Origin of the sequence: Ciceribacter sp. T2.26MG-112.2 (assembly GCF_900492205.1) — a bacterium.
Taxonomy (GTDB): Bacteria; Pseudomonadota; Alphaproteobacteria; order Rhizobiales; family Rhizobiaceae; genus Allorhizobium; species Allorhizobium naphthalenivorans_A.
The window spans coordinates 39,118-61,123 of sequence record NZ_UEYQ01000020.1; the positions used below are offsets into that span (position 1 = coordinate 39,118).

General features: G+C 61.4%; 20 protein-coding genes and 1 pseudogene. 17 read left to right on the forward strand and 4 right to left on the reverse strand.

Features of this window, described 5'->3' with window-relative positions:
- Positions 1 to 164: 164 nt before the first annotated feature.
- The 5 genes from DYZ14_RS19485 (at position 165) to DYZ14_RS19505 (ending at position 5,485) form a co-directional block, all read left to right on the forward strand.
- The gene (locus tag DYZ14_RS19485) at positions 165 to 854 is read left to right on the forward strand and encodes a GntR family transcriptional regulator (RefSeq protein WP_154722228.1); all 690 of its coding nucleotides are present in this window, start codon (positions 165 to 167) and stop codon (positions 852 to 854) included.
- Between the two features lie 97 nt (positions 855 to 951).
- Positions 952 to 2,295, forward strand: coding sequence for an aspartate aminotransferase family protein (locus DYZ14_RS19490; protein WP_154722229.1), 1,344 nt, complete (start codon positions 952 to 954; stop codon positions 2,293 to 2,295).
- Positions 2,292 to 4,007 (forward strand): acetolactate synthase catalytic subunit, encoded by a 1,716-nt coding sequence (locus DYZ14_RS19495; protein WP_154722230.1) that lies wholly within the window; start codon positions 2,292 to 2,294, stop codon positions 4,005 to 4,007. Before DYZ14_RS19490 ends, DYZ14_RS19495 begins: the two co-directional genes overlap by 4 nt.
- A gap of 2 nt (positions 4,008 to 4,009) precedes the next feature.
- Positions 4,010 to 4,786 (forward strand): 3-oxoacyl-ACP reductase FabG, encoded by a 777-nt coding sequence (gene fabG, locus DYZ14_RS19500; protein ID WP_154722231.1) that lies wholly within the window; start codon positions 4,010 to 4,012, stop codon positions 4,784 to 4,786.
- 15 nt (positions 4,787 to 4,801) lie between these two features.
- Entirely contained in the window at positions 4,802 to 5,485 is a 684-nt protein-coding gene (locus DYZ14_RS19505; RefSeq protein WP_154722232.1) for a winged helix-turn-helix transcriptional regulator, read from the forward strand.
- 667 nt (positions 5,486 to 6,152) lie between these two features.
- On the opposite strand, the gene DYZ14_RS19510 is transcribed toward DYZ14_RS19505, so the two are convergent.
- Entirely contained in the window at positions 6,153 to 6,365 is a 213-nt protein-coding gene (locus tag DYZ14_RS19510) for a hypothetical protein (RefSeq protein WP_154722233.1), read from the reverse strand.
- Positions 6,366 to 6,680: 315 nt separating this feature from the next.
- On the opposite strand from DYZ14_RS19510, the gene nirK reads away from it, so the two are divergent.
- Positions 6,681 to 7,751: a copper-containing nitrite reductase gene (gene nirK, locus DYZ14_RS19515; protein ID WP_154722234.1), complete on the forward strand. Its 1,071-nt coding sequence runs from the start codon at positions 6,681 to 6,683 to the stop codon at positions 7,749 to 7,751.
- 125 nt (positions 7,752 to 7,876) lie between these two features.
- Positions 7,877 to 8,326: a DUF411 domain-containing protein gene (locus DYZ14_RS19520; protein ID WP_154722235.1), complete on the forward strand. Its 450-nt coding sequence runs from the start codon at positions 7,877 to 7,879 to the stop codon at positions 8,324 to 8,326.
- Between the two features lie 565 nt (positions 8,327 to 8,891).
- Here the strand turns inward: DYZ14_RS19520 and DYZ14_RS19525 are convergent.
- Both DYZ14_RS19525 and DYZ14_RS19530 read right to left on the reverse strand, forming a co-directional pair.
- On the reverse strand, positions 8,892 to 9,929 hold the full coding sequence (locus DYZ14_RS19525; protein ID WP_154722236.1) for an aldo/keto reductase: 1,038 nt from the start codon (positions 9,927 to 9,929) through the stop codon (positions 8,892 to 8,894).
- Between the two features lie 31 nt (positions 9,930 to 9,960).
- On the reverse strand, positions 9,961 to 11,376 hold the full coding sequence (locus DYZ14_RS19530; protein WP_232365605.1) for an SGNH/GDSL hydrolase family protein: 1,416 nt from the start codon (positions 11,374 to 11,376) through the stop codon (positions 9,961 to 9,963).
- A 63-nt stretch (positions 11,377 to 11,439) separates the two neighbouring features.
- On the opposite strand from DYZ14_RS19530, the gene DYZ14_RS19535 reads away from it, so the two are divergent.
- A complete protein-coding gene (locus tag DYZ14_RS19535; protein WP_154722237.1) occupies positions 11,440 to 12,345 on the forward strand; it encodes a LysR family transcriptional regulator in 906 nt (301 codons plus the stop codon).
- A 290-nt stretch (positions 12,346 to 12,635) separates the two neighbouring features.
- Here the strand turns inward: DYZ14_RS19535 and DYZ14_RS24610 are convergent, their stop codons facing one another.
- Positions 12,636 to 13,310 (reverse strand): alpha/beta hydrolase family protein, encoded by a 675-nt coding sequence (locus DYZ14_RS24610; protein ID WP_332308689.1) that lies wholly within the window; start codon positions 13,308 to 13,310, stop codon positions 12,636 to 12,638.
- A gap of 438 nt (positions 13,311 to 13,748) precedes the next feature.
- On the opposite strand from DYZ14_RS24610, the gene DYZ14_RS19545 reads away from it, so the two are divergent.
- From DYZ14_RS19545 to DYZ14_RS19585, 9 genes and pseudogenes are all read left to right on the forward strand, one after another.
- Positions 13,749 to 14,486, forward strand: a complete 738-nt coding sequence (locus DYZ14_RS19545) for an IclR family transcriptional regulator (protein ID WP_195950044.1) — start codon at positions 13,749 to 13,751, stop codon at positions 14,484 to 14,486.
- 159 nt (positions 14,487 to 14,645) lie between these two features.
- A complete protein-coding gene (locus DYZ14_RS19550; RefSeq protein WP_154722240.1) occupies positions 14,646 to 16,193 on the forward strand; it encodes an aldehyde dehydrogenase family protein in 1,548 nt (515 codons plus the stop codon).
- 54 nt (positions 16,194 to 16,247) lie between these two features.
- Positions 16,248 to 17,561, forward strand: a complete 1,314-nt coding sequence (locus tag DYZ14_RS19555) for an aspartate aminotransferase family protein (RefSeq protein WP_154722241.1) — start codon at positions 16,248 to 16,250, stop codon at positions 17,559 to 17,561.
- Between the two features lie 44 nt (positions 17,562 to 17,605).
- Positions 17,606 to 18,757 carry an NAD(P)/FAD-dependent oxidoreductase gene (locus tag DYZ14_RS19560; RefSeq protein ID WP_154722242.1) on the forward strand — a complete coding sequence of 384 codons (1,152 nt, stop codon included), beginning with the start codon at positions 17,606 to 17,608 and terminating at the stop codon, positions 18,755 to 18,757.
- Between the two features lie 108 nt (positions 18,758 to 18,865).
- A complete protein-coding gene (locus tag DYZ14_RS19565; RefSeq protein ID WP_269749462.1) occupies positions 18,866 to 19,627 on the forward strand; it encodes an amino acid ABC transporter ATP-binding protein in 762 nt (253 codons plus the stop codon).
- Entirely contained in the window at positions 19,627 to 20,268 is a 642-nt protein-coding gene (locus tag DYZ14_RS19570) for an amino acid ABC transporter permease (protein WP_154722243.1), read from the forward strand. The genes DYZ14_RS19565 and DYZ14_RS19570 overlap by 1 nt, the downstream gene beginning before the upstream one ends.
- Positions 20,265 to 20,924 (forward strand): amino acid ABC transporter permease, encoded by a 660-nt coding sequence (locus DYZ14_RS19575; protein ID WP_154722244.1) that lies wholly within the window; start codon positions 20,265 to 20,267, stop codon positions 20,922 to 20,924. The genes DYZ14_RS19570 and DYZ14_RS19575 overlap by 4 nt, the downstream gene beginning before the upstream one ends.
- A gap of 41 nt (positions 20,925 to 20,965) precedes the next feature.
- Positions 20,966 to 21,781 carry a substrate-binding periplasmic protein gene (locus DYZ14_RS19580; RefSeq protein WP_154722245.1) on the forward strand — a complete coding sequence of 272 codons (816 nt, stop codon included), beginning with the start codon at positions 20,966 to 20,968 and terminating at the stop codon, positions 21,779 to 21,781.
- A 95-nt stretch (positions 21,782 to 21,876) separates the two neighbouring features.
- Positions 21,877 to 22,006: pseudogene (locus DYZ14_RS19585) on the forward strand (electron transfer flavoprotein subunit beta/FixA family protein); the annotation flags it as partial.

Here is a 22,006-nt window from a genome sequence, read left to right on the forward strand (position 1 = left end):
ATGCGAAGTGTTTCGAAGACGCGCCGGGCATCCCCGGTCCGCGTGCGCGTGACTCAGGATCAGTGAAATGTTATGGGTTTCTGATGCGCCAAACTTTGCAAAAGCTTCACATTTGCATTTTTGTTGCACCAAAAATTTAGCCTGTCAACACGCTTGGAGCGAAAATGACGACCGATTTCTCGACATCCGGGAAGCAGATGCAGGCGCCCAGCCTCGGGGACGCCGCCTATGTGGAGCTCAAGGACCGATTAAGCAGAGGCGTGTTCCATCCGGGCGACAAGCTCACAGTCCGGTCCGTGGCCGAGGCCCTGGGCGTCAGCTCGACGCCGGCGCGCGATGCCATCAACCGCCTGGTGGGCGATAATGCGCTCGTCTACGCGGGGCCCAAGACGGTGATCATTCCTGTCCTGACGGAGGCCGACCTTCGCGAAATTACCCATATTAGGCTTGCGCTGGAGGGGCTTGCCGCAGAGCTCGCGGCTGAAGCTGCAACCGATCAAGTTGTTGAAAATTTGAAACAAATTCAGCGAAAGATCGGTGAGGCGCTCGATCGCAAGGCTTATGCCGAGGCGTTGTCCTGCAACAAGGAGTTTCATTTCCTTGTCTATCGGCTCAGCCGCATGCCTCATCTCGTAGCGATGATCGAGGCGCAGTGGCTCCGAGTCGGCCCTTCATTCTATGGACTCTATCCTCGTTTTGCAGAGGAGCGACAGGGCGTTCGCAACCACCAGATGGCGATCGAGGCGTTGTTCGAGAAGGATCGCGGTGCGCTGCGCGCCGCCTTCGAGAACGATATCCGGGAGGGATATCGCCAGCTGCGTTCGGCAATCAGAGATCGCGCCCCGCGCCCTTGAATCTTTTGTTGCATGGTCTTGACGGCTGCATTTTTTGTTGCAACAAAATACGAAGCTTCCGTGAAGCTCGTGATTTTCCGCAACAGAAAGCAGTTAAATGCCTACTCATTTACCAGCCGATCCGGCGGGGGGATCCCCCGTGTCCAGTTACCTCTATCGTCGCGGCCGCCAGGTCCTGCCGGGCGGCCTGACGCGTTCCACCGTCGACCTCGATCCCCACCCGATCTACATGGCCGGTGGAAAGGGCGCCTATGTCACGGATGTCGACGGTCGGCGGTATCTGGATCTCAACAACAATTTCACCACCCTGGTGCACGGTCACGCCTATGAACCGGTTGCGGATGCGGTGGCGCAGTTCCTGCGTAAGGGAACCTGCTTCGCCTATCCCACCGAACACGAGATCGCCCTTGCGGAGCTTCTGGTTGACCGAATTCCGGCAATTGAGCAGGTCCGCTTCGTCAATACGGGTACGGAAGCCGTCATGTTCGCCGTCAAGGCTGCGCGTGCCTTTACCGGGCGATCCGCGATTGCGCGATTTGCCGGCGCCTATCATGGAGCCTATGACTGGGCGGAGAACGGACAGAACGGGTCAATATCGCAAGGCTCCATTCGCCGAGGTGGCACTTACCGGGGAGCGCCCGAGAGCGTTGCAGACGATGTCGTGGTGCTCGATTTTAACCGGATCGAGGGGCTCGATGAGGGGCTCGCTGCCCATGCGGGTCGCCTTGCGGCTATCCTGATCGACCCGATGCCAAGCAGGGCGGGGCTTCTCGCGCCCTTGCCACAATTCCTGGAACAGGTGACGCGTTTTGCTCGCGCCAACGGCACGTTGATCATCGCGGACGAAGTCCTGAACCTGCGACAAAGCTATCAGGGAGCCTCGGCGCGTTTCGGGCTTGAACCCGATCTGGTCACGGCCGGAAAGATCATCGGGGGCGGCTTTCCGATCGGCGCCATCGGCGGCAGGGCGGATGTCATGGATGTGTTCAGTTCCCGAGGTAAGTCACCGGGTGTGACCCAGGGCGGCACCTTTGCGGCCAATCCCGTTTCGATGATTGCCGGTTTAGCAGCCATGCAGGCGATGACCCCCGAGGCATTTGTACGGCTCGAGACCATGGGCGATGACTTGCGCAGCCGCCTCGCGCAAGCCGCACTTTCCCATGGCGCCCAGTTCGCTATCACGGGTTCCGCTTCCCTGTTTCGCATCCACCCCAAGGCCAAGCCGCCCCGGACCTATGCCGATGCCCTGATGACGGCCGGAGAGACGGTCCGGATGCGCCGGCTTGCACGGTCATTCCTCGAAGCCGGAATCCTCCTTCCGTTCGGCGCTGCTGCGTGCCTGTCCACTCCGATGCAGGACAGCGATATCGACGCGATCGTCCATACGTTCGAGCGCTTCCTTGAAGATCACACCGAAGCCCATAAGGAGTGCCGGTCATGAATGCAGTTTTCCTTGAACAGACGGTAGCCGAGCGCGTCGCGGATTCGCTCATCCGCCACGAAGTCGAGTTCCTTTTTGCCCAGAGCCTTCCCTCCGCGGTTGTGCTTGCCGCCGAGGAACGGGGAATCCGTCAGATCGCCTATCGCCAGGAAAACATGGGCGGGGTGATGGCCGACGGATACGCCCGTCTGTCGGGCAGGGTGGGGGTGGTGGCGGCCCAGAACGGTCCTGCCGCCACGCTTCTTGTGCCCCCGCTTGCCGAGGCGCTCAAGGCCAGCATTCCACTTGTCGCCCTGGTCCAGGAGGTCGAGCGCCATCAGTCGGACAAGAACGCTTTTCAGGAGCTTGATCATCTGGCCCTGTTCCAGTCCTGCACCAAATGGGTCCGCCGCGTTCAGGTCGAAGATGAGATCGAGCGTTATGTGGACGCCGCTTTCACGGCTGCTGCGTCCGGCCGCCCGGGACCCGCAGCCCTTGTGCTGCCGGCCGATCTTCTGCGTGCCCGCATAAGGGCGCCGTCCTCGGCGCGGCAGTCCAGCCTCGGTCGCTATCCGCTGGATCGTTCGCGTCCAAACGACGAGATGATCCGTTTCGCGGCGGATCTCCTCGCCCAGGCAAAGCAGCCCATCGTGCTTGCGGGCGGCGGCGTACACGGCGCAGGGGCTTTCGATGCGCTGTCGCGCCTTCAGGATCTGGCTGCTTTGCCCGTCTACACGACCAACATGGGCAAGGGCGCGGTCAACGAGTTTCATCCACTTTCGCTCGGAGTGCTTGGGTCTCTGACCGGGCCGCGTTCGCTCGGCTCGCATACGGGGCGCTTTATCAAGGCTGCGGACCTTGTCCTTCTGGTGGGCACGCGGACCAACCAGAACGGAACGGACAACTGGAGCCAGATCCCCACTTCGGCCCGTGTCATCCACATCGACATGGACCCTCAGGAGATCGGACGGAACTACGAGGCTCTCAGGCTCGTCGGGGACGCGCGCGAAACGCTCGATGCCCTGTGTGACGCGCTCGAAACGCTTGATCTTTCCCACCGGCACGGTCTGCGCGACCACCTGGAGAAGGATATCGCGCGCTGCTGGGCCAGCTTCGAGACGGACCGGGAATCACTGTTCGGGTCCGGCGGCACGCCAATTCGTCCGGAGCGCGTAATGAGGGAGCTTCAGCAATTTGTCGAGAAGGGCCTGACGGTGGTCGCGGACGCAAGCTATTCTTCCATGTGGACGGTCGGCCAGCTCAAAACCCCCGGCCCGGTGAGCCGGATCATCACGCCACGGGGATTGGCCGGACTTGGATGGGGCGTTCCGCTGGCGATCGGCGCCCGGCTTGCCCAGCCCGAAACGCCGGTCGTTGCCATCGTCGGCGACGGAGGCTTCGCCCATAGCTGGGCGGAACTCGAGACCCTGGCGCGTCATGGCGTGGCCGTCACCATCATTGTGTTGAACAATGGCATTCTGGGCTTCCAGCGAGACGCCGAGACGGTGAAGTTCGGACGCTATACGACGGCTTGTCATTTTGCCCCTGTCGATCACGCCGCCCTGGCGCGCGCATGCGGATGTAATGGTGTGCGTGTCGAGGATCCCGGGGAACTCGGTGCGGTTATTTCGACGGCGATCAGGGCAAACCGCCCCTTTGTCATCGAGGTCATCACCGACCCCGAAGCCCATCCCGCGCTCTCACTCTTTGCGGCCATGGACGAGGCAGCCTGAAAATGGCCAAACCACAGCGTCGGGTGGCGGTCGTGACGGGCGGCAGTTCCGGAATCGGGCTGGCGGTCGGCTCGATGTTGCTCGACGCTGGCTTCAATCTGGCCTTCTTCGGGCGGAGCGAGGAACACGTGGAGCATGCACGACATGTTCTGTCACGGCGTCACGATGCCGGACGAATTATGGCGACTCGTGTCGATCTTGCCAGCCCGGACGAGATCTCCGGCTTCTTCCGCGCCGTGTCGGAACGGTGGCGACCTGCGGACACGCTGATATGCAACGCCGGAATATCGCCGAAACGAGCCACGGGCGACGCGACACCCTTTTGCGAGCTCAACCTCGAAGAATGGAACAGGGTACTGGCCGTCAACCTAACCGGGGCAATGCTCTGCTGCCAGGCGGTGCTGGCCCCGATGATCGCCTCGCGCTTCGGGCGTATCATCCTGGTGGGGTCGATCGCAGGGCGCGCAGTGCCCAGACTGGCCGGTACTTCCTACGCAGTTTCCAAGGCCGCGCTTGGAGGCCTCTGCAGATCTCTCATTGCCGACTGCGCGGGTAGCGGAGTGACTGTCAACGTCATAGCGCCGGGTCACATCGTGACCGGAATGACGGCACCAGCAACCGGCGAGGGGCTGCTTGCGGTCCTGTCTCGCATCCCTGCAGGTCGCCTGGGTGAAGTAGACGATGTCGCGGCGCTGGCCGGCTTCCTGGTTTCCAGAGAGGCAGGGTTCGTCAACGGCGCGGTCATCGATGTCAATGGTGGGGAATATGCGCCACTGTGACCCGGAGGTCTGTTGATGTATCGAATCGTCATCAGCGTCAGGGACGCTCAGCTGTTTCTCCTCTTGAGACATCTTCTTGCCCGGGAAGGTTTCGAAACGGTCCTGGCGCAGTGCAGTGCGGATATCGAAGCCTCACTCTCTCCCGACATTGTCGGGTTCCTGATTGAGGTGCCGACGGGGAGCCATGACGCGACAAGCCTTGTTGCGGTGGTGCGTTCATCGTGCCCCGATGCAGCCGTGATCATGCTCCGGCGGGGCGAAGCGATAGGTGCGGAGCTTGACGCCGATTTCGTGCTTGAGCCGCCTTTCGAGCCGGCAAAGCTTCTGGATTTCCTGCGCAAACTTCGTCCGCAGGGGATGCCGCGCAACAGGCGCGAGCTCCTCGGTTTCGACGATCTCACCATGGACCTGTCATCGATGGTCGTCCGGCGTGGTGAATGCAAGGTTCATCTGAGCGCCCTTCAGTACCGGATCCTCCGCCTGCTGCTCGAGGATCCGGGGATCGTCCGGGACCGCGAGGCTTTCATCACCGCGTGTTGGCCACCGGGCGTCGAGGTCGAGTCACGGACGGTTGATATTCATATCGGCCATATCCGTCGGGCACTTGAAGCATGCGGGCCGGATCTCATCCGCACAGTGAGGGGCGTTGGATACGCATTGTGCTCAGGCAAGGGGGACGAGGGGTCAGTCGCCGGCTGAAAACCAAAAGAAGGCGGGTAAGACAAGATTCTCTCGAAGACGATCGCCGTCACCGGTCGGCGAAGGGCTTCCAGAGCAGCATCAGTGCACATTGTCGAAGCCTCAAGGCATTAAAGGCGTCTCAAGGTCCTGTGCCAGCGACGTCGCGGGATACCCAAGCGAGAAACACGAGCCAGGTCCGTAGATCGGTAACCACATCTCAAGTGCCGTGCCCGGTTGCCCGAGGGCCCCGGGCACAAAAATCAGAGGTGTGACGGCTAAGGGCGTACCCAGCGGGAAGCCAGCGCCAGCGAACGATCTTGTAAATGACAAGGCTAGGCATATCTGTTCCTCCGGTCGGCCGAACCTCTGGGCGGCTCCGTTGTTCCAGGCTCCCGCTGTTTTCGTCTTGCCACCGGCCCGGACGTCGGATCTCTTTCGCGTCCTCAGGGCAGGAACAATCTCGACCAACCGTAGTTTTATGCGGTCGGCTCGGCTCTGCCACCCCTATCGAGCTCTGCCGTACGGGACCCTGGGCGACCCGCCCGGGGTCTTGTCGGCCGTTTCTGTTCGAAAGGGCCTGCCAGAGATGGCAGCGAACTGGGGAACCCGCGCCTCACACCCTCGACTAATCTTGACGTGCCCTGTTGGATCGTCCTGTGGTCCGCCATTCAAAATGTCTCGTCGTTCAGTTCCGCAGCTTGTTGAATAGCGTACTCCAGCGACTGTATTCCCGGTCGTTGGCGTCGAGCCAGGCGTCCAGTGCGCAAAGGGCGAGGGCAGTGCTGAACTCCGGGCCGAAAAGCGCCAGCCCTCGCCGGATGATATCGGCGTCGCGCAAATCGACGTCTTTGCAAGGGGTCGGCAGTCCGGCAGGAAGCTTGAAAATTTCGTGCGACATCTATGTCTCCCACGTCCGGCGCAGGAGGTGATCATCATGGTCGCCGGACGTTGTCGCACCGGGCCGCAGCAAACAGCCTTCGTACCGTCTATGGCGGATGTCGTCGTAACTCGATAACCCTAGCGGCAACCTCCCTCAGGCGCAAGGAATGTTGCAGTCCGGCGCCTCGCAGAGTGTTTTGCAAGCGGCCCTCCCCGTGAAAAGCCATCACAAAGGCGCGAGCGGGTCGTCTCTTTGCGACACAGCAAGGATCAAGGGACAAGCGTGGTCTTCAATGGACCTGATGATGAGGCTCCCTCAACCCAGGACATTCAGATGACCCGACACAAGCCTACTTCCTTGGCCTCCGCCCTTATCCTGTTGTCGGCAACGGCGTCGGCATTGGCCGGCGGAACCCATAGTCACCCGGCGGAAAACGGAACAGCGGCGGCTCCGCTCGACATCGTGCGGGCCGCGACCGATCTTGTGCCTCCGGTAAAGCGCGCCGGCCCCGAAACGATCAAGGTCAAGCTGGACACCGTCGAAGTGACGGGCAGGCTTGCCGACGGCGCGACCTATCACTACTGGACGTTCAACCGAAAAGTGCCCGGCCCGTTCGTTCGTGCCAGAGTGGGCGATACCGTCGAGGTCGAACTTAAGAACCTGGCCGACAGCAGCGAGCGTCACAGCGTCGACTTCCATGCCGTCACCGGCCCGGGCGGCGGGGCAGTCGCGACCGACGCCGCTCCGGGGGAAACCAAAGGCTTCACCTTCAAGGCGCTGAAGCCCGGGCTCTACGTCTATCACTGCGCCGTGCCGCTTGCCGCGCACCACATCGCCAATGGTATGTACGGCTTGATCCTCGTCGAGCCCGAGGGAGGCCTTCCGCCTGTCGACCGGGAATTCTACGTCATGCAGGGCGAGGTCTACACCTCGCAGCCTTACGGTACGAAGGGCAAGCTGACCGAGAGCCTGGACAGGCTGATGGACGAGACGCCGGAATACTATGTGTTCAACGGCGCGGCCAATGCGCTGACCGGCGACAATGCGCTGACGGCCAAGGTCGGCGAGACCGTCCGGATCTATTTCGGCGTCGGCGGTCCCAACAAGACCTCGAGCTTCCATGTCATCGGCGAGATCTTCGACAAGGCCTATCAACTGGCATCCCTGACGACCGAGCCGCTGACAGATGTGCAGACGATTTCCGTTCCGCCCGGCGGGGCGGCCGTGGTCGACCTGACCCTCGACGTTCCTGGAGAATACGTGCTTGTGGACCATGCCTTGTCGCGGGCGGCGCGTGGGCTGGTCGGCAAGCTCGTGGTCGAAGGGCAGCAAGAGACGGGGTTGTTCGACGGCGCTTCGATCAAGAGCACCGGAGAGGAACACGGCGGGCACGGCTCGCACTGATCGTTTCGGGCGATGCGGCGGGTGCCGGCAACCCGCCAGTGGGGCCTCTTAGGTGGGCGCGGTTTCGCGCTGCCTGCGAGGCAGAGTGACGACCTGATCGCAGCAAAATATGCAAGGAGTTGGACATGAAGCGCAGGACATTCCTCTATCTGGCTGCCGCGGTGGCTGCCGCCCCAGGTAGCGCCCTGGCGTCAAATTATACCATGACAGTTCACAAGGACGCGGGCTGCGCATGCTGCGCTGCCTGGGCATCCGCCTACAGCAAGGCCGGATACGTGGTCAGAACCGTCAACGAGCCGGATATGGAGACCGTCAAAGCCGGCTTCGAGGTTCCGTCGGAACTATGGGGCTGCCATACGGCTAAAATCGAGGGTTACTATCTGGAAGGTCACGTGCCGCTGGAGGCTGCCGAACGATTGCTGCGCGAACGTCCCCCGCTTGCCGGTCTTGCCGTGGCGGGAATGCCGTCCGGCTCGCTGGGCATGGGCAGTGACCCCGGCGCGGATTATGACGTCATCGCAATCCCCCGCGACGGATCGAAGCCCTACATCTATCTTGCGGTCAATCTCGGCTAAGAGATGTTCGGGCCGCACGCATGGACGTTTGCGCCGGCGTTCCTCGTGCGGTGCGAATATCGGATTTCTATAGTCCGAAGGACGCCAGGATCGGGCAGGGGCCAGCGCTGCCTGAAGTACAATCTTTGCACAGCGTTTACATCCACGCATGCGAACTGAGGCGCGCGTGCGTTGGCGGGTCCAGCAAGCTCAGAAAGTCGTGAACTGTCTCCGACAGGCCGACCTCCTCTGCCGCCCTGTCGAGAGCCACTCTGAATCTCGGTTCTTGTTACGGCGATTCCGCTTCACGAATCCGCCGCGAGTTCATGGTATCTTCTGCTTGGAAACCGACCATCGCCCTATGGTCATGCGGCCTGGCAGGATTGCGCGCCCAGATCCGTCATATAGACGTCGTGAACCGAATTGCAAAGCGGTCTTCGCTCTGCGGGTGTTTCTCGTGGCTTGAGCGCACGTACCCGACATTGCAGCTATCGCAGGGGCTTCGCACTTTGCGACATCGCAAAGGCCGCGAAACAATTGTCGGCAAGAGGGCAGTTTGCGAATGTCGAGGCGACAAGAGCCGGCGTTAGCCCGCCATCGGAGGATCAAGCCGCGCAAAACCCTCCTGCCTTCGGTAAGGTGAATGAGGATAGGGCGCGGTGACTGCGCTGGCCTCGTCCAGTTTCGCCACCTGCTCTGACCTGAGCTTCCAGCCCGCCGCGCCGAGGTTCTGCCGTAGCTGCTCCTCATTGCGCGCGCCGACGATGACGGTGGAAACGGTCGGGCGTTGCAGCAGCCAGTTTAGTGCGACCTGCGGGACCGTCTTGCCGGTTTCTTCCGCAACTGCCCCGAGCGCATCGACCACGCGATAGAGATATTCGTCTTCCACGGGCGGGCCGAAGCTGGCGGTCTCGTGCAGGCGGCTGCCTTCAGGGAGCGGTGCGCCGCGGCGGATTTTTCCGGTCAGGCGGCCCCAGCCGAGTGGGCTCCAGACCATCGCCCCAAGTCCTTGATCCTGCCCCAGCGGCATCAGGTCCCATTCGTAGTCGCGCCCGACGAGCGAGTAATAGACCTGATTGACGACATAGCGGGGCCAGCCATAGCGGTCGGCGACGGCCAGCGACTTCATGATCTGCCAGCCGGAGAAGTTGGAGACGCCGACATAGCGGACCTTGCCAGATCGCACGAGCGTATCGAGCGTCGAAAGAACCTCCTCGACTGGCGTGAACGCATCGAAGGCGTGAAGCTGGAAAATGTCAATATAATCCGTCTGGAGACGACGTAGCGCATTGTCCACCGAACGGACCAGCCGGAAGCGGGACGAACCGGCATCGTTCGGCCCTTCGCCCATCGGCAGGCTCACCTTGGTGGAGATCAGAACGGTGTCACGCCGACCCTTGATGGCCTCGCCGAGCACTTCCTCCGACGCGCCGTCCGAGTAGACATCCGCCGTATCGAACAAGTTGACGCCCGCTTCCAGGCAGATGTCGATCAGTCGGCGAGCTTCCGTGGCGCCCGTGTTGCCCCAGTTGCTGAAGAGCGGGCCGGAGCCGCCGAAGGTGCCGGCGCCGAAGCTCAGGACCGGTACCTTGAGACCGGACTTGCCAAGAGTGCGATATTCCATGGGATGCTCCTTTCCTTATGGGGAGGATGAGTCAGCGGCCGAGCAGCGCATCGAGATCGAGGGCGTCTGCCATCGCCCGGTTGCCCGCGTCGCCGGGATGAAGGTGGTCGCCGGAGTCGAAGGCCGGATCGATGCGCGCCGGATGGTCGGGATCGCGCAGCACCACATCAAAATCAATGATGGCGTCGAAGGCACCGCTCTCCCTGATCCAGCGGTTGATTTCCTGACGCAGCGCATCCTTGTCGGTATGGTAATAGTTGCCGAGCGGCGTTCCGCTGAGGGCGCCTTCAAACGGGGGCAGAGTCGCTCCGATGAGCCGGATTTTGTTAGCCTCCGCCAGCGCGATGAGTTGCTTATAGCCAGCGATCATCTCTTCGGCGCTTGGGACCGTCTGATCCGGCGCGAAGTCGGTTCCCGGCCAGGAGATGTCGTTGATGCCGATGAGGACTATAGCCGCCTTCACGTTCGGCTGGGAGAGTACGTCCCGCTTCAATCGCGCTGCGACGTTCACACCCATCTTGTCCTGAAGCAGACGACCGCCTGAGATGCCAGCGTTCAGCACGGCGATCCGCTGTGGCGCGAGGCGCCTTGCGAGGAAATCCGGCCAGCGGGTATCCGCATCGACCGTCGCCCCGTTTCCGTCCGTGATCGAATCGCCGATGACGACGACCGCACCTTCATTCGGCGCATTGACCAGAACGTCACTCAGGAAGACACGGGCATCGGTGGTCCTCGTTGCGGTAAAGTTATCGGCTTCGGTCTGGTCGCCCTTGCCAAACCAGGCCGTCTGTCGGCCGTCCCAATGGAACGTGGTCAGCGGCGTTTCGTCGGGCAGATAGAGGGAGATGGCAAGTTTGCCTTGCTCATCGAACGCAATATTGACGGGGTCACTAACCGCCGGTGCGCCGGGCGGAACGACGATTTCGCCCTTGCCGCCGAAGGTCATCTTGCGCAGCGTGCCAGTCTCGAGCGCATTTCCCTTTCCGGCGATGCCGACACTGGCGCCGCCGATCCTCATTGGCTTGTCACCATAGGCATTAGAAAAGACGAGCCGGATTCGCGAACCACCGAGGCTGACGCGCACGACCTGCCGAAACGTCTGATCCTTAACCGAAGCGGGGATTTTGGTCGGGAAGGAAAATTCCGAACCCCAGATCGGCTGGGGGCTCGCCATCCAGGTGCCGACCCAGCTCTGATCTCCGGCAAGCGCGGCGGAAGGAGCAGAGAAAGTTACGGCGAACGCAAAAGCCGCGGCACGGAGAGCTGACCGGACCTGTCTTTTATAGTCGGAGGCTGATGGAGAAAGATGGGGCATAATTCGTTCAACCCTGAGGTTTGAGTTCTGCAGACGAATTCGGTGACGCCGATGCGGAAGGCTCCGGTCGTCAGGGCGTGCAGTGCGACCGGCATGGCGGGTTAAGATCAATGATGCTTCGACGCGGAACATAGACGTTCGACGCGAAATGAAATAGAAAGAGAAGAGGAAAATCAGATGTGAAATCAATTCATCATGGCAAGACCCGACGTCAATCGATCTGGTGAAATGGACGTGTTCGTGCGCGTCGTTGAACTCGGCGGCTTCTCCCCGGCAGCGCGCGCGGCCAGCTTGACGCCATCGGCGGTCAGCAAACTGATCACACGCCTTGAAGCCAGACTGGGCGCACGGCTTCTCAACCGATCGACGCGGCAACTGCAGCTTACGCCGGAAGGCTGTGCGTTCTACGAGCGCGCGACGCGTATTCTTGCGGATATCGAAGACGCCGAGCGCGCGGCGGGGAGCGGAGAGCAGGCGGTCGGCCGCGTTCGCCTCAACACCAGCGCCTCCTACTTCAACCACATCCTCGCGCCCGTGCTGCCCACGTTTCTGTCCCTTCATCCGCGCGTCACGCTCGATATCGTCCAGACAGACGCCGTGGTCGATCTCCTGGCGGAGCGTACCGACGTTGCCGTCCGCGCCGGGCCGCTGAAGACGTCCAGCCTCATCGCGCGCAAACTCGGTGCGACTGCGCTCTCCATCGTTGCCGCGCCGACCTATCTCGAACGCTGCGGTGAGCCGCGCTCCATTGCCGACCTCAAACGGCACAATCGCCTTGGCTTCGGCTATGCGCGCGTCGTCGATGGCTGGCCGCTTCGCGAGGAGGGCGAGACGACCGTCGTTCCCGCGACCGGGCAGGTTCAGGTCAGCGATGGCGAGGGGTTGCGTCAACTCGCCCTTGCGGGCGCCGGTATCGCACGTCTTGCAGCCTTTACTGTTCGCGACGATATCGCAGCCGGACGGCTGGTTCCTTTGCTTGAAGTGCTCGACACCGGCGAAACGGAACCCTTCCACGCCGTCTATGTCGGCCAAGGCGGTCCTTTGCCTTCACGCGTTCGGGTGTTGCTCGACTTCCTTGCCGAATATGGAAGAGTGTGCTGAAGCCGGACGAAGCGTCACAAATTCCTGATTTCCGCGACGCGATCGGCATTGCCGATGCAATGAGAGCTTCTTCGCGAAACTCTCCTGCAAAATGGCGAATTCCTGCGAAGGCGCCTAAGCGCTCCGGGCCGACAGCGGAAATCTATTCCCGGTTCGCACCCTCATAATGGTCATTGGGCGGTTCTCGATCTGGCCCTGAAAGCAACCGTTCGTTGAGCAGCGAGCAATGGCCTGCGGTTGGTAGGGGATGTCAGGCTTCTTTTCGAAGGCGACAAGCAGATCCAGTCCATTCAGCATAAATGCCGCTTGAGAAACGAAACGAGATGATCATGGTGCTCGTTCTCGGCTGCACTGCCTGGAATGTGATCCTGACCTTCGTAGTAATGGACTTCCGGATCGCGGCCATGCGATCGGAGACGGGCAGTCAGCCGTTTGGTCATGTCAGCCGACCACGCGCGGTCTGCCGTCCCATGGCTGAGAAACAGTGGGCCATCGAACCGTTCAATCTCAATAGGACTAGTGGGAAGTAGGTTAGCTGATGAGCCTCGCCATGACCACGCCCTCTTTGCGGGGTCCCAGGATACCCAGCCGGGATCGCCACTATCGCGATATCTTCGAGCATCAAATGCCCCGCAGATGACATCTGGCGGACTATGAGCGGCAACGGCGTCCGGCAGCCCAGCCAAGCCGTCGCGTGCCATCAGCGACGTGAGTAGCAGGGCATGTTCGGCACCACGCGAAACACCGTAAAGGGCCAGCTTCTCGTTTGCGAACTCAAATGCACGAAGCGCTGCTAGAGCATCAACACTGCGGTCCAACGGGACTTCTTCGATGTTGCCGGCATTCCACGCGTTACCTCCACTAGAGTAGCCAAACGGGAATGCGAGGAAACCGTGAGCAGCCAACAGAACTGCATTTCGGTGGCTCCATCCAGAAAAAGCCCCTTCCGAGCCATGAAATATCATGACTGCTGGAAAAGGGCCTTCGCCTGGCGGGCCATAGGTTGTTCCCCAATCGGGGACTAGCCTTCGAACGATCTTAAGTCCCACAATCCCACTCCGGTTGTCGCCAAACAGTCAGCCTAGGTGAAGGGATGCAAAATCGAAAGGCCGCATTTCGGGCTTGGACGATCGGGGCTGAATGACCTTGGCCCTTCAGTTTCGCCAATCATTTTGCACTTGAACGGAGTTTGGCATGATGAGGCGGATTATCTTTGCCATCGATTTCATTTTAGATGTGCTTGCCGCAGCGCGGGGTCAGCGCCCTTAGCATTGAAAATGCATCTTGTGTATGGCTCCAATTTCATTGAATAGCTTGTTGCAGCTCGGCCCGGTTAGGGATTGGGCGAGACAAGTTTGCGAGGTTTTATGAGTTCGACCAAGGAGAGTCCTCTCGAGCGATACATGTCAGTGCTCGAAACAATTGCTCCTTTTGCCGAAGGGCTTACAGCGGCCGAGCTGGAGGCTGCCCTCGATTTGCCGAAAACTACGGTCAATCGCTTGCTGCACGCGCTATTGGACGGAGGCATGCTCACGCTAGATACGTCGCGCGGCCGCAGCTACAGGCTGGGCGAGCGGATGTTGCGCCTGCTTCATAGCTCGCCTGACACGGGATGGGTGGAGAAAATCTCGCAGCGACCGCTTCAGACGCTCGCCGAGAGGACGGGGCTGTCGGCCTTCATTTCCAAGTTCGACGGTGCGAATATCAAATCGATCACCTGTGTGGCACCGGACACGCCGATAAAGATGTATGTTGTACCGGGCATGTCAATGCCGGCCAATGCAACGGCAACCGGTAAAGCAATCCTCGCGTTCCAGGCGAACGATGCGGTGGACCGGGTTCTGGCCGAGCGGCTGGACCGCTTCACGGGCAACACCGTCGTCGATGCCGCCGACCTTAGGGAAGAGCTTGAGCGCACTAGGCTGCGCGGATTTGCAGTCGACCTTGCCGAGCATGTAGCCGGGCTCGGCAGTATCGCTTACCCGATCTTTACGCCGCCTGCGGATGTCGCCTACGCCGTGGGTATCACCGGCCCCTATGGCCAGGTCATAGAGCAGAACTTCGAAAGCAATTGCGCGGCTGTTGCCGATGCAGCCAGTCGTCTGGGCAAGTTACTCCAGCTCCACCAGCGCGCCGGATAGCCTGTTGGAAATGATCATGAACCACTCTGCGCTCGCGGCGTGTGTAGCCTTGATTATCCCGAAAGATGGGAAAAGAGCCAGTTTGTGGAATTCACCCTTGACATGAGGAGTGACTTGATGCCGAATATCGGAACATGAACCAATATTCGGAACCAAATTATGTCTGCAGCAATACCGCGAGTGACCTATTCCAATATCGGCGTCGATTTCTCGCCGCTGCATGCGCACCTCGACGCGCTTATCCCGGATTTCGAAGCTTCGGTACTGGGCCGCGACTGGGCGACCGAATTTGCGACTGGTGCTCTCGCCACAGTGGCGAGCCCGATCGATCCGGCGCTGGAGCTGGGGCGCTTTCCCGTTTCCACACGGGCTGACATCAAGGCCGCGATTGCGGCTGCCCGCAAAGGCGCAAAGGTCTGGAATGCTTCCTCAGTCGACGATCGGCTCGACTTTGCGGCGCGTTGGAAGGCGGTTCTCGCCGAGGAAAAGTATCAGATCGGCCTTGCGGCCCTCTATGAAATCGGGAAGTCGCGGATGGAGGCCATCGGCGAGGCTGACGAAGCCGTCGATATGCTCGAATATTATCCGTCCGAACTGAGGAACAACAACGGCTATCGCCGACCGATGAATGAGCTCGTTGCCAACGAGACTGCAACAAGCGTTCTGCGTCCTTATGGCGTTTTCGCAGTCGTCGCCCCGTTCAACTTCCCGGTCGCGCTGTCGATTGGCATGATCACCGGCGCACTGCTGGGCGGCAATTCCGTTGTCTTCAAGCCGTCGCCTGAGTGCCAGCTGACCGGTCTCCTGATCGCCGACACGCTCAAGAAGGCCGGCCTGCCCGAGGGGGTGTTCACGGTCGTGCTCGGCGGTGCCGAGGTCGGGGAGCTCCTGACCAAGGACAAGGGTATTGATGGCGTCGCCTTCACCGGTTCCCATAAGACCGGCATGAGCATCTTCCGCCACATGGCGTCGCAGCCCTGGATGAAGCCCGTTATCGCGGAGATGGGCGGCAAGAACCCGGCCTATGTGACGGCCAAGGCCGACCTCGACCGTGCCGCTCAGGGTGTCGTCCGCTCGGCTTTCGGGTTGCAGGGCCAGAAATGCTCGGCCTGCTCGGTCGTCTATGTCGATAACAGCGTCAAGGACGAGTTTATCCGTCGAGCAACGGCTTTCGCGGCCAAGCTGGTTGTGGGTGATCCGCGCCGCGCAGAGACCTTCGTGGGCCCCGTCTATGGACAGAAGACCGTCGAGCGCTTCCGGGCATCGGTCGCTCAGGCACGGGCGGAGGGCAAGGTCCATTTCGGCGGCGAGCATCTCGATGGCCAGCCGGAAAACTATTTCAGCCCTGCAATTGTCGAGCTTGATGGTCCCGGCAATCTCACCCGCGAAGAGCTGTTCATGCCCTTTGTTGTCGTCCGTGGCGTCGATGGTCTCGAAGCCGCGCTCGACGAAGGCAATGACATCTCCTATGGCCTTTCGGCTGGCATCTTCACCGAGGATCAGGTTGAGCTCCAGTATTTCCTCGACCATGCCGAGGCCGGCGTTCTCTATGCCAACCGCGCAAGCGGTGCGACCACCGGCGCCTGGCCAGGCGCTCAGCCGTTTTGCGGCTGGAAGGGCACGGGCGTCAGCGGCAAGGGCGGGCTTGGAGCCTATTTCCTGCCGCAGTTCATGAGGGAACAGAGCCATACGATCATGACGAAATGAGCTGGATAAGCTCACGACGCGGCGACGAAATTCCCATTCCTGAAGGCAGATCCAATGTCGACTTACCCTGATTCCGTTCCCGGATCGCGGGACCTGTTCGCGCGTGCCCGCAAGGTCATGCCGGGCGGCAATACGCGCACCACTGTCTATATCGACCCGTTCCCTATCTATGCCGCGCGCGGCGAAGGCTGCCGCGTGTGGGACGTCGACGGCAATGTCTATTACGACTGCATCAACAATTTTACCGCGATGATCCACGGCTATGCGCAGCCCGAAGCGGTGGCGGCGGTCGCCGATCAGTTGCCGCTCGGCACAGCCTTTGGTGCGCCCACACTCAGCGAAATCGAACTGGCCGAGCTTCTGGTCGATCGCCTCCCATCCGTCGAGCATGTCCGCTTCGCCAACTCGGGTACGGAAGCGGTCATGATGGCGATCAAGGCCGCCCGCGCCTTCACCGGCCGGCCGAAGATCGTCAAGATCGAAGGCGCCTATCATGGCTCTTATGATTTCGCCGAAGTGAGCCTGGACAGCTCTCCGTCCAACTGGGGCGATATTCCGGCATCCACTGCCTATGCCAAGGGTACGCCGGAGGGAGTTCTGAAGGACGTGGTTGTCGTTCCCTTCAACGACATCGAGGCTCTAGCGGCGGTCTTCCGCGCCTGGGGTAGCGAGATTGCCGCCGTGTTGATCGACCCGATGCCGAACCGGGCAGGGCTCATCCCCGCGCGTCAGGATTATCTCGACGGGCTGGTGAAAACGGCCCATGCGGCAGGATCGCTGGTGATCTTCGATGAGGTGATCTCCTTCCGGCTCGGCTATTCCGGGGCGCAGGGCCTCTGGGGCATCACGCCCGACCTGACCGCGCTCGGCAAGATCATCGGCGGTGGCTTTCCGGTTGGCGCGATCGCCGGTCGGTCCGACGTGATGGCCGTGTTCGATCCGACGGGTGGAAAGCCGGCGCTGCCGCATGGTGGGACCTTCACGGCCAATCCGGTGACGATGCGGGCCGGCATTGCCGCGATGACGGCGCTTACGCCCGAGGCCTTCAAGCATCTCGACGAGATCGGCGACACCCTGCGCCAGGGCACCAGCGAAGCGCTGAAGAAGCACGGATTGCCGGGCGTCTGCGTCGGCCTCGGCTCGCTCTTCAAGCTGCATTTCACCGACAACCCGATCACGGATTACCGGTCGGTCTATCCGACGGCGGCCGAGCGCAAGATGCTCGACCAGTTCCACAAGGGGTTGCTGAACCGAGGCGTGCTGTCCGCGAGCTACGGTCTCTTCGCGCTTTCGACGTCGATGGAGGCCGCCGATGCCGACAAGATTCTCGCGGCAATCGATGAAACGCTCGGCGCGATCGTCCGGTAGGCCTAACAGCGCACCGCCCCTATTGAATAGAAGCAGGACAGACTATGACAACTTCTCCCCATGTCGTCGTGATCGGAGCCGGAACGCTCGGAATGTGGACGGCGACAAACCTCGTCGAACAGGGCGCACGCGTTACCGTGCTCGACGGTCAGGCGATCGCCTCGGGTTCCAGCGGCCGATCGGTCGGCGTTGTCGGAACACAGTTCACAGACCCTTTCGAGCTCATGCTCCGCGGCCATGCCATCCCGCGCTTCCGCGAACTGGAAAAGCTGGGGCTGCGCTTCAATCACATTGGCTATCTTCGCCTTGCGAGGACGCAAGAGCAGATGGCGCTGTTTGAGAAGTCGGTCGCCATGCAGGCGGAGAAGGGCTTTCGCTCGCGAGTTTATCAGGCTGGCGAACTCAAGCAGCTTGTGCCGCATATGGATCCTGACGGTCTGGCCGGCGGCATCTTCGGGCCTGACGACGGCTTCATCGATCCGCACGAAATGTGCATGCTCCTTGCCGAGCGGCTTCGTGAACGCCGCGCTGTGATCCGCCAATTCTGCAAGGTCACCGATGTCGAGCGGCGGTCGGGTGGTGGCTATCGGCTCACGACGTCCGAGGCGGCTATCGACTGCGACATCGTCGTCAATGCCGCAGGTGCCTGGGCTGCGCAGCTGGCTGCCATGTTCGGCCAGACCCTTCATGTTCGTCCGGAGCGGCACGAAGCCGTGACGATCCTGCTCGACAAGCCACTCGACTATACGATGCCGATGGTGATGGATCTCGTCAATGGCGAGGGCTCGGGCCTCAATTTCCGGCACGAGAAGCCCCAGGAGCTGATCGCCGAGGTCCACAAGGTGGCGTCCCTGGAACCGGAAGACCCGGAGACCTACAACGACCAGTGCGAAGAAGAGTCGAAGATCCACCTGGCTGAGCTGATTCTGGAGCGGGTGCCCCATCTGCCAGGCGCGCGGCTCGGCCGCGGCTGGGCGGGCCTCTATCCCGTTACCGCCGATCATCGGCCCTTTGTAGGTCCGATCGATCTGTCGGAGCCCACGCTCGTCACGGCGGCCGGTGCCGGCGGCTACGGAATCCAACTCTCGCCCGTGATCGGGCAGGTGGCGGCCGACTGGGCGCTGCATGGTGCTCCTGTGTCAGCCCCCGGGGCCGAGGCGCTGCTGCCGACGCCGGCGCGCAACATCCCCGTATGACCCCAGGCAGACAGATGCACGAACGCAACAGAAAAACAGGGAGCGGCCGCATGCCGGAGACGACAGAAGTATCAGGCTTCCGGCATCTTCAGGCTGGCCTCTAGAGCCATGTCGGAAACACAACCCATTGTCCGGCTGCAGGATGTGAACGTATCCTACGGCACCTATCACGCGGTGAAGAACGTCTCGCTCGAAATTGCGCGCGGCGAGGTCGTCGCCATCGTCGGCCCGAGTGGGGCCGGCAAGAGCACGCTTCTGCGCACCATCAACATGCTCGAGCATCCCTCGGCGGGAACGCTGGCCGTCGGCGATTTCCGGTTTGCCCTTGATCACGCGCTGCCGACGGAAGCGCTTTTGAAGTTGCGCCGCTCCACAGGCATGGTGTTCCAGTCCTTCAACCTGTTTCCGCATATGACGGTCCAGCGCAACATCTCACTGCCCCAGATGCGCGTTCTGAAGCGCACGAAAGCCGAAGCAGAATTGCGAACCGCAACGCTGCTTGAGCGTGTGCATCTCGCCGACAAGGCGCATTCCTACCCCGCGCGCCTTTCCGGCGGACAGCAGCAGCGCATCGCGATTGCCCGCGCACTGGCGCTTGACCCCCAGGTGATGTTGTTTGACGAACCGACCTCCGCGCTCGACCCGGAGCTCGGGCTCGAGGTGCTTTCGGTCATGCGCGAACTTGCCGAGGACGGTATGACGATGATCGTCGTCACCCATGAGATCGCCTTTGCTGCCGAGGTCGCCGATCGCCTGGTCGTTATGGCGAATGGCGAAATCATCGAGGAAGGCTCGCCCAAGGAGGTGATCCGCAATCCGAAGTCGGAACGCACCCAGCGGTTCTTCCGCGCGATCCTGGATCGCCATTGATGACGGAACTATTGCTCAACCTTTTGAAGGGCGTGCCCTATACGCTGGGCGTGACCATCGGCGCTTTCGTCATCGGCATGATCGGGGGCGTGCCTCTCGTGCTCATGCGGCGCTCCAGCAGCCGATTTCTGCGTTGGCCCGCGCGCATTTACATTGACGTCATGCGCGGCATACCGCCGGTCGTCTGGCTGTTCATCATCTTTTTCGGTCTCAGCAGTGTGCTGATCAAGCTCAGCTCGTTTCAGGCGGCAACAATCGGGCTCGGACTGGTGTCGGCAGCGTATCTCGCCGAAATCTACCGCGGCGGCTTTCTTGCCCTGCCCAAGGCGCAGGGCGAGGCAGCGGTTGCGCTCGGAATGAGCCATGCCGACATTCTGCGCTATGTCATGGCGCCACAGGTTCTGCAGGTGTCGATCGCGCCCATGGCGACCTTCCTCGTCAGCCTGCTCAAGGACTCGACGGTCGCCTCCACGATCGGCGTGCGCGATATCATGATGTTCGGTTCCCAGGCAGCGCAGGCGTCCGGTGGAGGCTATGCGCCCTTCGTCTTTGCGGCCGCCCTCTACATCATCCTGTCCATACCGGTGGCGTTCTTCTCGCGCCTCATGGACGAGAGGCTTCGCCGGAGTATCGGACGATGACTGAACTGTTCTCCAACTGGATCAACTGGACCCCGCAGCTCTTCAAAGGCCTGAAGGTCAGCCTGCAGCTCGTCGGCCTGGCCATGCTGTTCGGCTTGCCGCTGGGGCTTGGTTTGGCGCTCCTGTCCTCGGCGAAGTCGTGGGTGCCGCGCTACCTTGCGGTGGCTGCCGTCGAAATCGGCCGGGGGGCGCCTGCGCTTGTCGTCCTGCAAATGGTCTATTACGGCCTGCCATCCGCTGGGCTGAATGTCGGTGCCTTTGCCGCCGGCGCCACCGCGCTTGCGCTCACCACCGGCGCCTATACCAGCGAGATCCTTCGGGCCGGGCTCAATGCCGTTCCCCGCCGGGAGGTGGAAGCCGGCATGGCGCTCGGCATGACCCAGGCCGACATCATGCGTTACGTGGTCATCCCCCAGGGGATCCTGTTCGCAGTGCCTGCGCTGATGAGCTTTGCCATTCTGATCTTCCAGGCGACGGCGCTGGCCTTCACGATCGCGGTGCCAGAACTGCTGGCGCGGGCCTACCGGGTCGGCGCAGCGACCTACCTCTATCTCGATGTCCTCATCCTGGCCGGGTTGCTCTACCTGGCCGTCACCATCCCGTTCGGCTGGCTCGTCAGCTGGACCGAACGTCGATTGGGTAGCCATCTCGGCTGACCAGACCAACCAAGCACAATAACACCACTGGAGGTATAAACATGCAGACGGGAAAGAAGATCGCGACAGTAATCGTATTCGCGTCCACACTCGGAGCAGCGAGCGCCATGGCGCAGGATTGCACGCCGAAGCACCAGTTCGAGACGATCACGAAGGGCAAGCTCACGGTCGCGCTGACCAACACGCCGCCCTATTCGCAGGAAGAAGCCGGGGCCGTTTCCGGCATCGACGGCGACCTGGTGAAGATCTTCGCCAAGGAAAACTGCCTCGATATCACCTATGAGATCTTCACCTACCCGGCAGCCGTTTCGGCCGTGCAGTCCGATCGTGCCGACATGGCCATCGGCGGTTTCTATCGCACTGCGGCCCGCGAAAAAGTTGTGACCCTGTCCACGCCGGTCTATCTCGATCAGCTCGCCGTGGCATCGGTTGACGGTCTCGACACCGTCGATCAGCTGCTCGGCAAGAAAGTCGGCACCGTCGAAGGCTACGCCTGGGTGCTCGAGATGGAAGACACTTTCGAAGGTTCCGGCACCTATCCCTCCTCGCTGAACCTTGCCCAGGATCTCCAGGCCGGTCGCATCGACGCCGCTCTCGAGGGCTTCGGTGCAGCGGTTCTTCTGAACAAGGGCACCAATGTACAGGTCAAGCTCCTGAAGGCGGACGATCGCATCAGCGCCACCACCAATGCGTCGCAGACATCGTTCCTGTTGTCGAAGACCAACGAAGCTTTCGTGTCTGCAGTCAACGCCACCATCATGGATCAGCGCAGCCAGGGCGTGATCGGCACGACCCTCGAAACCTACGGCCTGGATCCGTCCGCGGCCGATGTGGGCCAAGGCCGTGTCATCCAGTAAGTACTGGCAGCCGCGAGCCTATTGGCTCGCGGCTCGATTCATCACTGACTGCTTCGGCGTGTCTCCTGCGCTGTGTTGACTGGGGGAAGAGAGACATGAAGATACTCGTGACCGTTAAGCGGGTTGTGGACTACAACGTCAAGATCCGCGTCAAGACGGACGGGACCGGCGTGGAGCTGGCCAACGTCAAGATGTCGATGAACCCGTTCGATGAAATCGCCGTCG

Excerpts from the sequence above, each read along its gene's own strand:
- DYZ14_RS19485 (WP_154722228.1), top strand. The coding sequence starts at position 165 with ATGACGACCGATTTCTCGACATCCGGGAAGCAGATGCAGGCGCCCAGC.
- DYZ14_RS19490 (WP_154722229.1), top strand. The coding sequence starts at position 952 with ATGCCTACTCATTTACCAGCCGATCCGGCGGGGGGATCCCCCGTGTCC.
- DYZ14_RS19495 (WP_154722230.1), top strand. The coding sequence starts at position 2,292 with ATGAATGCAGTTTTCCTTGAACAGACGGTAGCCGAGCGCGTCGCGGAT.
- fabG (WP_154722231.1), top strand. The coding sequence starts at position 4,010 with ATGGCCAAACCACAGCGTCGGGTGGCGGTCGTGACGGGCGGCAGTTCC.
- DYZ14_RS19505 (WP_154722232.1), top strand. The coding sequence starts at position 4,802 with ATGTATCGAATCGTCATCAGCGTCAGGGACGCTCAGCTGTTTCTCCTC.
- DYZ14_RS19510 (WP_154722233.1), bottom strand. The coding sequence starts at position 6,365 with ATGTCGCACGAAATTTTCAAGCTTCCTGCCGGACTGCCGACCCCTTGC.
- nirK (WP_154722234.1), top strand. The coding sequence starts at position 6,681 with ATGACCCGACACAAGCCTACTTCCTTGGCCTCCGCCCTTATCCTGTTG.
- DYZ14_RS19520 (WP_154722235.1), top strand. The coding sequence starts at position 7,877 with ATGAAGCGCAGGACATTCCTCTATCTGGCTGCCGCGGTGGCTGCCGCC.
- DYZ14_RS19525 (WP_154722236.1), bottom strand. The coding sequence starts at position 9,929 with ATGGAATATCGCACTCTTGGCAAGTCCGGTCTCAAGGTACCGGTCCTG.
- DYZ14_RS19530 (WP_232365605.1), bottom strand. The coding sequence starts at position 11,376 with ATGTTCCGCGTCGAAGCATCATTGATCTTAACCCGCCATGCCGGTCGC.
- DYZ14_RS19535 (WP_154722237.1), top strand. The coding sequence starts at position 11,440 with ATGGCAAGACCCGACGTCAATCGATCTGGTGAAATGGACGTGTTCGTG.
- DYZ14_RS24610 (WP_332308689.1), bottom strand. The coding sequence starts at position 13,310 with ATGATATTTCATGGCTCGGAAGGGGCTTTTTCTGGATGGAGCCACCGA.
- DYZ14_RS19545 (WP_195950044.1), top strand. The coding sequence starts at position 13,749 with ATGTCAGTGCTCGAAACAATTGCTCCTTTTGCCGAAGGGCTTACAGCG.
- DYZ14_RS19550 (WP_154722240.1), top strand. The coding sequence starts at position 14,646 with ATGTCTGCAGCAATACCGCGAGTGACCTATTCCAATATCGGCGTCGAT.
- DYZ14_RS19555 (WP_154722241.1), top strand. The coding sequence starts at position 16,248 with ATGTCGACTTACCCTGATTCCGTTCCCGGATCGCGGGACCTGTTCGCG.
- DYZ14_RS19560 (WP_154722242.1), top strand. The coding sequence starts at position 17,606 with ATGACAACTTCTCCCCATGTCGTCGTGATCGGAGCCGGAACGCTCGGA.
- DYZ14_RS19565 (WP_269749462.1), top strand. The coding sequence starts at position 18,866 with ATGTCGGAAACACAACCCATTGTCCGGCTGCAGGATGTGAACGTATCC.
- DYZ14_RS19570 (WP_154722243.1), top strand. The coding sequence starts at position 19,627 with ATGACGGAACTATTGCTCAACCTTTTGAAGGGCGTGCCCTATACGCTG.
- DYZ14_RS19575 (WP_154722244.1), top strand. The coding sequence starts at position 20,265 with ATGACTGAACTGTTCTCCAACTGGATCAACTGGACCCCGCAGCTCTTC.
- DYZ14_RS19580 (WP_154722245.1), top strand. The coding sequence starts at position 20,966 with ATGCAGACGGGAAAGAAGATCGCGACAGTAATCGTATTCGCGTCCACA.